Origin of the sequence: Mycobacterium sp., from assembly GCF_050701675.1 — a bacterium.
Lineage (GTDB): Bacteria > Actinomycetota > Actinomycetes > Mycobacteriales > Mycobacteriaceae > Mycobacterium.
On sequence record NZ_JBOGDD010001251.1, the window covers coordinates 1 to 9,980 of the forward strand.

11 protein-coding genes and 1 pseudogene are annotated in these 9,980 nt (G+C 64.8%); 7 read left to right on the forward strand and 5 right to left on the reverse strand.

Features of this window, described 5'->3' with window-relative positions:
* The coding region (locus ACRDUX_RS38770) for a winged helix-turn-helix transcriptional regulator (RefSeq protein WP_526422510.1) at window positions 1-276 on the reverse strand (276 nt) is incomplete at its 3' end.
* 313 nt (window positions 277-589) lie between these two features.
* Here ACRDUX_RS38770 and ACRDUX_RS38775 point away from each other — a divergent pair.
* The 7 genes from ACRDUX_RS38775 to ACRDUX_RS38805 all read left to right on the forward strand — a co-directional run bounded on the left by ACRDUX_RS38775 (window position 590) and on the right by ACRDUX_RS38805 (window position 6,550).
* A complete protein-coding gene (locus ACRDUX_RS38775; RefSeq protein ID WP_526422512.1) occupies window positions 590-1,474 on the forward strand; it encodes an NmrA family NAD(P)-binding protein in 885 nt (294 codons plus the stop codon).
* Between the two features lie 86 nt (window positions 1,475-1,560).
* Window positions 1,561-2,616 (forward strand): SDR family oxidoreductase, encoded by a 1,056-nt coding sequence (locus ACRDUX_RS38780; protein WP_526422514.1) that lies wholly within the window; start codon window positions 1,561-1,563, stop codon window positions 2,614-2,616.
* Window positions 2,613-3,368, forward strand: coding sequence for an SDR family NAD(P)-dependent oxidoreductase (locus ACRDUX_RS38785; protein WP_526422516.1), 756 nt, complete (start codon window positions 2,613-2,615; stop codon window positions 3,366-3,368). Before ACRDUX_RS38780 ends, ACRDUX_RS38785 begins: the two co-directional genes overlap by 4 nt.
* 42 nt (window positions 3,369-3,410) lie before the next feature.
* A complete protein-coding gene (locus ACRDUX_RS38790; protein ID WP_526422518.1) occupies window positions 3,411-4,343 on the forward strand; it encodes an alpha/beta hydrolase in 933 nt (310 codons plus the stop codon).
* A 5-nt stretch (window positions 4,344-4,348) separates the two neighbouring features.
* The gene (locus tag ACRDUX_RS38795; RefSeq protein WP_526422530.1) at window positions 4,349-5,110 is read left to right on the forward strand and encodes an enoyl-CoA hydratase/isomerase family protein; all 762 of its coding nucleotides are present in this window, start codon (window positions 4,349-4,351) and stop codon (window positions 5,108-5,110) included.
* A 33-nt stretch (window positions 5,111-5,143) separates the two neighbouring features.
* Window positions 5,144-6,052 carry a TIGR03619 family F420-dependent LLM class oxidoreductase gene (locus ACRDUX_RS38800; protein ID WP_526422520.1) on the forward strand — a complete coding sequence of 303 codons (909 nt, stop codon included), beginning with the start codon at window positions 5,144-5,146 and terminating at the stop codon, window positions 6,050-6,052.
* Window positions 6,053-6,217: 165 nt separating this feature from the next.
* Complete coding sequence (locus ACRDUX_RS38805; protein WP_526422522.1) at window positions 6,218-6,550, forward strand: ArsR/SmtB family transcription factor; 333 nt, start codon at window positions 6,218-6,220, stop codon at window positions 6,548-6,550.
* Between the two features lie 49 nt (window positions 6,551-6,599).
* Here ACRDUX_RS38805 and ACRDUX_RS38810 read toward each other — a convergent pair whose 3' ends face one another.
* The 4 genes and pseudogenes from ACRDUX_RS38810 to ACRDUX_RS38825 all read right to left on the reverse strand — a co-directional run.
* Window positions 6,600-7,463, reverse strand: a complete 864-nt coding sequence (locus ACRDUX_RS38810; protein WP_526422524.1) for an NAD(P)H-binding protein — start codon at window positions 7,461-7,463, stop codon at window positions 6,600-6,602.
* 61 nt (window positions 7,464-7,524) lie between these two features.
* The gene (locus ACRDUX_RS38815; RefSeq protein WP_526422526.1) at window positions 7,525-8,295 is read right to left on the reverse strand and encodes an SDR family NAD(P)-dependent oxidoreductase; all 771 of its coding nucleotides are present in this window, start codon (window positions 8,293-8,295) and stop codon (window positions 7,525-7,527) included.
* Window positions 8,296-8,330: 35 nt separating this feature from the next.
* A complete protein-coding gene (locus ACRDUX_RS38820) occupies window positions 8,331-9,668 on the reverse strand; it encodes an MFS transporter (protein WP_526422528.1) in 1,338 nt (445 codons plus the stop codon).
* Window positions 9,669-9,786: 118 nt separating this feature from the next.
* Window positions 9,787-9,980 (reverse strand): annotated as a pseudogene (locus ACRDUX_RS38825) (MBL fold metallo-hydrolase); the annotation flags it as partial.

Here is a 9,980-nt window from a genome sequence, read left to right on the forward strand (position 1 = left end):
CTGCAGGGTAAGGCCGAACTCTGTCAGCGAGTACTCCACCTTTGGCGGGACCTCGGCGTAGACCTTGCGGTCGATCACGCCCGCGGCCTCGAGTTCGCGCAACTGCAGGGTCAGCATTCGCTGAGTGATGGCAGGGAACTGTCGGCGGAGCTCGCCGAAGCGCTTGGTCCCGCTGAGCAGGAAGTGCAGGATCACGCCCTTCCACTTTCCGCCGATCACGCTCTGGGTGACTTCGACGGGGCAGCCGAACTCGTCACATATGGGTGGGCGAGGCATACGCCACCTCCTTGGTATCGAAATTGATACTACAGCACAAGATTGTGCGTACTTGCGGAGTCCGCAACCTAGCGCAACTCTTGATGTATGGCACTCCCCCGCCCTGGTCAGAAAAGACTTCACGGATTCATGCGATGTCCGCCGCACCAGCCAGCTTTAGCCTCTTGGGACAACGGATTTCGAGGATCCGCCTCGCACCACTTCCGCCCAAGGGCGAACGAACCCCTCATGGGGTGCTCACAACCGACGACAGAAAGGCAAGAACATGAATACGCCTCACCAAGAACGTGATTCGTCGCGACCGGTTATTTTGGTGACCGGTGCCACCGGGCAGGTCGGCAACCACCTCGTCGACGCATTCGACCGCGAGCCGGGCGACGTCACAGTTCGGCTCGCCTCACGCAAGCAAGAACAGGTCGACAAGTGGCAGGCCGAGGGCCGGGAGGCGGTTCTGCTGGATCTCAACGACCCCAGCACCTTCCCGCTGGCCCTGGCCGGAGTGAACCGACTGTTCGTGCTGACCGGCTACTCGGTGGCCATGCTCGCTCAATGCAAGACACTGGTCGACGCCGCGGTAAAGGCGGGAGTCGAGCACGTGGTGCACCAGGGAGCGTTCACCAACTGGGACGTCACCGACCCCCACTTCGCCTGGCACGTGATGGTGGAGCGCTACATCGAAGGAAGCGGGATCGCCTGGACTCACCTGCATCCCAACGTCTTCATGGAGCTGCTGTCGAACATGACACCCATCAGCAACGGAACGTTCCGCATCTTCTGGGGCGATCGCCGCGTCGGCTGGATCGCCGCCCGCGACATCGCCGACGTGGCGGCCGCCGTGCTCCGTGATGGCCCCACCAAGCACGCCGGGAAGCACTACTGGCTGTCCACCGAGGTCGCCAGCGGTCCAGAGGTGGCCGACATCCTGACCGACGCACTCGGGCAGAAGATCCACTGCGAGGTTCTGGGACCCGAGGAGTTCAAGGAAACCTTCACCACCGGAGGTGTCGACGTCGAATCGTGGTACGCCGACGCCGCGGTGGAGTTCACCCGCCAGGTCATCGACGGCCGCATGGGCTACATCGGGACCGTCCGCGACGACGTGCCCTTCCTCACCGGACGACCCTCGACGACGTTGCGCGAATGGGCAATTGAGAACCGGGAACGACTCGTCGACGTCGCCGAGACCCAAGCGGGCTGAACACCCGACGGCAAAACGACGTCCCGACGGCGGAGCGTCAGCCCCCGCCCGGCCGGCGTGCAATCCAGAGCAACGGAAAGGCCCTCATGAGTACTAACCAGAACGTCGCCGTCGTCGTCGGCGCCAACGGAGTCGTCGGACGGCAAGTCGTCAAACAGCTCCGATCCCTGAGCAACTGGGACATCGTCGGTCTCTCCCGACGCGGTGGCGAAGAGTCGGAGCGCGTTCGCTACCTCGCGGTCGACCTTCTCGACTCCGAGGACACCCGCGAAAAGCTAAGTGGCCTAACCGAGGTCACTCACGTCTTCTATGCGGCCTTCCAAGATCGGCCCAGCTGGGCCGAGCTGGTACCTCCCAATCTCGCGATGCTGGTCAACGTCGTCGACGCGATCGAACCGGTCGCACCCGGGCTGCGGCACATCAGCCTCATGCAGGGCTACAAGGTCTACGGCGCGCATCTCGGCCCATTCAAGACCCCAGCCCGGGAAACCGACGGCGGACACATGCCCCCAGAGTTCAACGTCGATCAGCAGAACTTTCTCGAGCGCAGACAGCACGGCAAGGAGTGGACGTGGTCGGCCCTGCGGCCCTCCCATGTCGGAGGAGTCGCGCTCAACAATCCGATGAACCTCGCGCTGGCCATCGCGGTGTACGCCTCCATCTCAAGGGAACTGGGGCTTCCGCTGCGCTTCCCAGGCAAGCCCGGCGCCTACACCTCACTGTTGGAGATGACCGACGCCGATCTGCTAGCCAAGGCAACGGTGTGGGCGGCGACCGACGAACACGCTGCGGGACAGGCCTTCAACGTCGCCAACGGTGATCTGTTCCGGTGGAATGAGATGTGGCCCAAGATCGCCCGCTTCTTCGACATGGAAGAAGCCTCGCCGCTACCGATGTCGCTGAAGGTGGTGATGGCCGACAAGGAGGAGCTCTGGAATGAGATGTCCGCAAAGTACGGACTCAAGCATTCCTACGAAGAGGTGTCCTGTTGGGACTTCGGCGACTTCATCTTCGGTATCGACTACGACATGTTCGGCGACACGTCGAAGCTTCGCCGTGCCGGTTTTCACGAATACGCCGAAACCGAGCAGATGTTCCTCGACATCTTCACCGAGCTTCGCGAACTGAAGGTCATTCCGTGAACAAGACATCTCTCGAAGGCAAGGTCGCCATCGTGACCGGTGCCGGCAGCGGTATCGGTAGAGCCTCGGCGACGTTGTTGGCCGAACGTGGCGCACGGGTGGTCGTCGCCGATCTGGACCAGGCCGGTGGGAAGGAAACAGTCGGTGCCATCGGCGGTTCCGCGATCTTCGTCCCCGTCGACGTCGCCGACGAGGACTCCGTCAACGAACTGATCCGCCAGACCCTGTCGACCTACGGGCGACTCGACATCGCCCACAACAACGCCGGAATCAACCTTGGTGGCAATGAGGTGGCCGATTCCACCAAGACCGACTGGGACCGGGTCATCGCGGTCAACCTCACCGGCACGTTCCTGGCCGTGCGGGCGGAGATTCCCGCTATGCTCGCGACCGGCGGCGGCTCGATCATCAACATGTCCTCGGTGGCCGGAGCGACGGCTCAGATCGGCCAGGTCGCCTACATCACCTCCAAGCACGGAGTCATCGGCATTACCAAGGCTGCGGCGGTGGAGTACTCCGGTCGCGGGATCCGCGTGAACGCCCTAATGCCCGGGACCACGAACACCACCATGGTTCAGGACATCATCCGCGCCAATCCCGGCTGGGTGGAAGAACTCACCGAGAGACAACCGATTCAGCGGCTCAGTGAGCCCGCCGAGGTCGCCGAGGCCGTCGCCTGGCTCGCCTCGGACGCCGCGTCCTTCATCACCGGCGCGACGGTCGCCGTCGACGGGGGCTTCCTCGCGCAATGAACGAGGCCGACCGTCGAACCCCCAATCAAGGAGATCCCAATCATGACCAGCAAGACTGACGTCGAGTTCGCCGCCGCTGACGGAACCGTGCTCTCCGCCTGGCTCTTTCAACCGGACGACGTCGAGGGACTACTGCCTGCCATCACCATGGCGCACGGTTTCGGCGCCACCAAGTGGCACGGTCTGGAACAAGCCGGCGAAGCCTTCGCCGCCGGGGGTTTCGTCGTCCTCGTACACGATCACCGCAACTTCGGCACCAGCGGAGGCTTCCCGCGCGGCGACATCGACCCGTGGGCCCAGATCGCGGATTGGCGCAGGGCGATCAGCTACCTCGAAAGTCTGGACAACGTCGATCCGCAGCGAATTGGACTGTGGGGCACTAGTTACGCCGGTGGGCATGCGCTCGTCCTTGCCGCAACCGACCGGCGGGTCAGTGCCGTCGTGAGTCAAGCCCCTACCATTGACGGCTGGGAATCCGGCAGCAGACGCGTCGCACCCCAGGACGTGGCCGCCCTGGAGGAGGCATTCAACGACGACGAGCGCGCCCAATTGCGCGGAGAGCCACCACGCACGCAGAGGTTCGTCTCGGCCGACCCCGCAGCACCGGCTTCCTACCACTCCAGCGATACCTACGACTTCTACCATCAGCCGATTCCCGCGGGTGTGTGGTCCAACGACATGACGTTGCAGTCCGTCCGTCGCTCCAGGATGTACGAGCCGGGGCGCTGGATCACCCGCATCTCACCGACCCCGTTGCTGCTCATCGAACCGACCCACGACACCACGGCGCCAACCGATTTGGCACTGCGCGCCTTTGAGCAAGCCCACGAACCGAAGGCACTGGTACTCATCGACGGCGGCCACTACTCGGTGTACCTCGAACAGTTTCCGAAGGCATCCGACGCCGCGGTGAGCTTCTTCCGCGAGCACCTCGGATCATCGAACCTGCTCGTACGAAGTGAAGGCGGGCGGTGACGAAGATGCCAACTCCTGCCTACTTCACCCGATTCCAGAACTTCGCCGTCGATCGCACGGACGACGGCGTGATCACCGTCCGGTTGCACACCGACGGTGGTCCACTGGTGTTCACCGGTCAGACCCACACCGACTTCCCCGTCCTGCTCGAAGAGATCGCGGACGATGCCGACAACAAGGTCATGGTCCTCACCGGCACGGGCGACGCCTTCATGACGGGGGTCGACGGCGACAGCCTCGGCGAAGTCTTCAAACCCCAACACTGGGAGCGTCGGATTCGCACCGAAGCCATCAAGACACTTCAGCGCCTGGTCGATCTCCCGATCCCCGTAGTGGCCGTCGCCAACGGACGGGCCGACGTGCACACCGAGTATCTCCTCGCGGCCGACATCCACATCGCCGCCGACACCGCCACCTATGGTGATCCGACACATCCTGCATTCGGCCTCAGCGCAGGCGACGGGGTGAGCATCGTGTGGGAGGAAGTCGTCGGGACCGCCCGCGCCCGCTGGCTGCTGTGGACCGGTGAGATCATCGACGCCAGCACGGCGCAGAACTGGGGCGTGGTCAGCGAGGTCCTGCCTGCGGACAAAGCCCTCGCCCGCGGCCAGGACATCGCACGCGGCATCGCCGCACGCCCGGCCCTGTGGCGGTCCCTGCAGAAGCAGACGCTCAATCAACGGCTGCGACGGCGCATCACCGAGGACCTCCCGTTCAGCTTGGCCTTGGAAGGGCTCGCCGCAGCGGGCCTGCCCTATCAGCCTTAGCGGAACACTCCTACGCGGAAACGGAGCATCACCATGAAGCTGGGACTGGGACTTCCCCATTACGGTGCGGAGTCCACGCCCGAGCGGATCGCCGAGTTCGCCACGTACGCCGAAGATCTCGGGTACGACTCACTGTGGGCGCTGGAGCGCCTGCTACGACCGACGCGACCGAAGAACGCGCCCTGGGAGGGTTGGCGAATTCCCGAGTACTACGCCGACGTGTTCGCGCCACTGGAGACGCTGACCTTCGTCGCGGGCCACACCTCCCGCGTGCGTCTGGGAACCAGCGTCATCGACGCCCTGTTTCACGTACCCGCCATGCTCGCGCGCCAACTCGTCACCCTCGATCACTTCAGCGGGGGGCGTCTCGACGTCGGAATCGGCCAGGGCTGGTCGATCGACGAGTTTCACACCGCGAACATTCCGTGGCGGCGCCGCGGAGCGGGCTTCGAAGAGTTCCTCGAGGCACTGCGGGCGGTGTGGCAACCGGACCCGGTGAAATTCGACGGTCGGTTCTATCGGATCCCCGAATCACAGATCGGCCCGAAGCCGCTCCAAGTCGGCGGACCGCCCCTACTGGTCGGCGTGATGCAGGACGCGGTCGCCCCCGTCGAGAGGGCGGGGCGGCTCGGCCTCGGACTTCACCCCATGCCGCAGGAGTGGCGTCAGTTCGAGCAGCAGGTCATCGCATACCGCTGCGCACTTCCAGAAGCCGCAGGCCCTGGCCGGATCGTCGCCCGAGTGAACAATGCGGTCACGGAGGTTCCGATCCCCGAGTTGGGGCGACCACCGTTCGCAGGATCACCCGATCAGGTGGGTAGGGATCTCCTGCGCGCCGTCGATCTGGGCATCGACGAGGTCATGTGGGACCTGACGCAAGCACAGGTGCCCTACGACGTGCAGATGCGGCTGCTGGAGCCACTCGTCGCCCTCCGCCCGTGACTGGCCAAGCGATTTCGCGATTGGATTGCCCCCGTGTGGAACTCCGCGGCGCCTCGGCCGAACCCTCCGCGGCTGGGTGCCGCATCCCTTCCGATGGTACGATGAAATTCGTACTCATGTGACGTGGCCGACACCTTCACAGCGTTGGCCCGAGGGAGGTTCCTCTTGTCCGACGAATCAGGGCACCCCGCCCCCGACGAGATGGAACTCGGCACGATCATGGCGGCCCTCGCCGACCCGCACCGGCGTCGGGTCGTGTTCGAATTGGTCACTGCACCCGTGGACACGGAACGCACGTGCGCGTCGTTCAACTTGCCGGTGTCGAAATCGTCCTGCACCTATCACTTCCGCCTACTACGAGAGTCAGGCCTGATCGAGCATCCCGACTACGGCAACCGCCGCGGCGTGAAGCTACGCAGGCAGGAACTCGACCAACGCTTCCCCGGCCTGCTCAACCTGCTCGCCGCCGAAGCCGAGCAGGCACTAGCCAAGCAGTGATCCCGTGACCGGCGATCGCGGCCCCAAACATGGTCTCGGGCAGGTTGTTTCAGCCGAATTCGTCGGCGTTCTCGGCCACCCATTCGCTGAATGATCGGGCGGGCGTGCCGATGACGTCCGCGACGGTATCGGTGACGGGCTCCGGCTCGAGTACCCGCGACGCCCAGTAGCCGAGGACGCCATCGACGACCGCTGCCGGCATACCCCCGCCGAGCATCTGTTCGCGCGCGACTTCGACGGTGATCTCTTCGAACGCCAATGGACGATTGATCGTTCGGCCCACGACGCTGATTGCCGCTTTCTGGGAGATCGCGCTCGGGCCCGTCAACAACAGCCTCCTGCCGGAGAGGGCGCGGTCCAGCAGTGCCCGCGCGATGACGGCGGCGATGTCGCCGTCATGGATGAGTGAGAGCCGAGCATCGGCAAATGGCCACCGCACCGTATCGCCGCTGCGAGTCTGCCCGGCCCAGTTGAGCAGTGCGTTCGAGGCGAAGCTGGTGGGCCGCACCATCGTCCAGTGCGCGAGCGAACCCTCGATCGACTGCTCGACAGCGTGATGGGTGGCGCTGATCGCGTTGGACGCCCGGTCGGCGGGGTCGCCGGCCCCCGCCGTCGAAAGGTACACGACGCGCTTGGCGTGGCGTGCGATCGCGGCGACGACCGGCTTCGCCTCCTCGGCGGAAAGTAGAGGCCAGAGCAGGAAGACGGTGTCGACGTCGACCAGTGCGCGCTGCATCGCCCGCTCATCGGTGAGATCACCCTCGGTGATCTCGGCTACCCCCGGCAGTCCGGCCGACGCGGCGTTGCGTGTCAAGGCGCGCACCTGCACGTGCGGCGTCAGCTCCGACACCACACGTCGCCCGATCTTGCCCGTCGCTCCGGTCACCAGGACCCGGCGTGGCTCGGCGTTCATGGATTGGTGTCCTTGACCGGTATTCATCTGCTCGACGTCGTAAACCCAACGGGTGCGGCGACTATTGGGCGGTGAAGCCACCGTCGACCGGAAGGGCCACGCCGGTCACGAACGATGCCGCATCTGAGGCGAGCCAGGCGACTGCCTCGGCGATGTCGTCCGGTTCTCCGAGGCGTTGGATGGGTATCGCGGCGGTGAGCTGCCCGAGGAATTCAGGGTCACCGTCGATCAGCTGTTGGGTCATCGGTGTGCGCGTCGGCCCGGGTAGCACGGCGTTGACCCTTATCCCCTGGCCCGAGTACTCGATGGCGGCCGCCTTCGTGAGACCGATGACGCCGTGCTTGGACGGCACGTAGCCGGGCTGCCCTGGCTGCGCGACCAAGCCGGCGACCGAGGACATGTTGACGATGGATCCACCTCCGGTCTTCAACATCGCAGGGATCTCGGCGCGCAGACCCAGAAACGTCCCCGTCAGGTTGATGGCGATGACCCGGTCCCAGGTCTTCTTGTCGGTGTCGGCGATGTTCTCTCCGGTCAGGTAGATCGCCGCGTTGTTGTGGGCGATGTCGAGGCGCCCGAATTCGGCGAGTGTCGAGCGGACCAGGTCCTGGAATGAGTCCTCGTCGGACACGTCGGTGGACACGAAGAGCGCCGAATCCCCGATGAGGCTTGCCGTTTCCTTGCCGCCCGCCTCGTCGAGGTCGCCGATCACGACACTGGCACCTCGCTTCGCCAACAACAGCGCACTGGCCCGGCCGATGCCACTGGCGGCGCCGGTGACGATGGCGACCTTGCCGGTGAGCGAAGTCCTGTCTGCGACTGCGTTATTCATGTTCGTCCTTTCGATTCCCGCCGGGTGCGGGTCGGTCAGCTGGCGCATGCGACGGGTTCCAGGCGCGCGGCAGTGACGCGGGCACGGTGCAGTACGGCGATGGCGACGCTCACCACGAGTACGAGGATGACGAGCGCACCGATGACCCAGTGGAAGGCGTCCGCGTACACCTGGGCGTGTCCGGAGTGGCCTGCGGCGGTGGCCCTGGCAACGGCCCGGTCTGAAATCGCGCGTCCGATCAGCCACGCGAGGACTGCGGAGTAGAGACCGACGAAGACGGCCTCGCTGCCGATGCGCATGAAGTTCAGTACTCCTGCGGCCGTTCCACTGCTGTGGGCGGGGACGCTGGCCAGCGCCTCACCGTCGACGAGCCCAAGGGGAAGCCCAAAACCGAATCCCACCAGAAGCATCGGAACCACCAGCCATGCCAGCGCAATCCCCGGCGTCAGCAGGAACATGCCAGCCACTCCCAGTGCGAGGCAGGCCAGCGCGGCGTAGATCAGCGTCATCGAAGAGATCTTCGGGAACGTCGCGATCAGCCGGGAGGCGATCATCGGGCCGACCAGAACGGGCACCGTGGCGAAGAGCATGAAGAGTCCAGAGGTGCCTGCGGACAGTCCGGCGACCCCACTCAGCGCGACGGGGAGATAGGTCAGCAGCGTCACGTATCCGAGAGCTCCCGCCACCGGGACGAGGCACAGGGCGAGGAAGTGGGGGTTGCGTAGCAGCGAGAAGTCCACGATCTTCCTGTCCGGATCCAGAACGTGCGCGACATGGGGAATCGCCACACTTCCTGCCAGGGCGATCAGAAGGACGAGCCCGTGGGCGCCGAAGACTCCACGCCAACTGAGCCAGGCAGTGAGCGCCCCGGACAGCGTCGGTCCCAGTGCCAGTCCCAAGCCGATGGTGGTCCCGAAGATGGCGAAGACTCGACCCCGCTTCGCGTCGGTGTAGGCGTTGGACAGGATCGCCGAGGCGCCGGTGAGCACGGCCGCGCTGCCGACGCCGGTGATGAATCGGCCCACGTCCAGCATCAGCAGGTTGGTCGCCGCCACACTGATGACAGACGACACCAACACGATGACTATGCCCAGCCGAAAGGTGTTGCGGTAGCCGAGGCGGTCGGAGGCCACCCCCCACACCAGCCCGAAGACTGCGAACGCGACGTTGAAGGCGTTCACCACCCATTGAAGGCCGGTGGGGTCATCCCCGAGGTCCGTGGCGATGCGGGGTAACGCGATCGCCGACCCAGAGATGCTCATCGGAATGATGAACACGGCCAACAGGACCACGGGGAGCATCAGCGCCGGTTGAGGTCCCGGTTGGTAACGGGTCCCGATCGCCGTGGCGGTTCGTGCGACGTCGTCTGGCATTGCGGTGCTCCTAAGGTACGAACAAACTTGTACCTTGTCAGTAGAGCATTCCGATAGGTACGACGCAAATCGTACCTTTGGCGAGGCCCTCACCCGTCGCCTTGCCGTTGCGATGGTTTCATCCGAACAGGGCAGTAGCCCCGCTCCAGAGCGCGCCAGGATTCAGACGCTTCGGGTGCAGCGCCATCATGGCGTTGAAGAACCCGATGGCAGAAGAGGTCTCGGCGATGAGCCGCTGGGCGTCGAGAAGGTAGTCGCGGGTCAGGTTGATGTTCTCGGGACTGTCATCACGAGTCCGGTCCTTGTGACCGG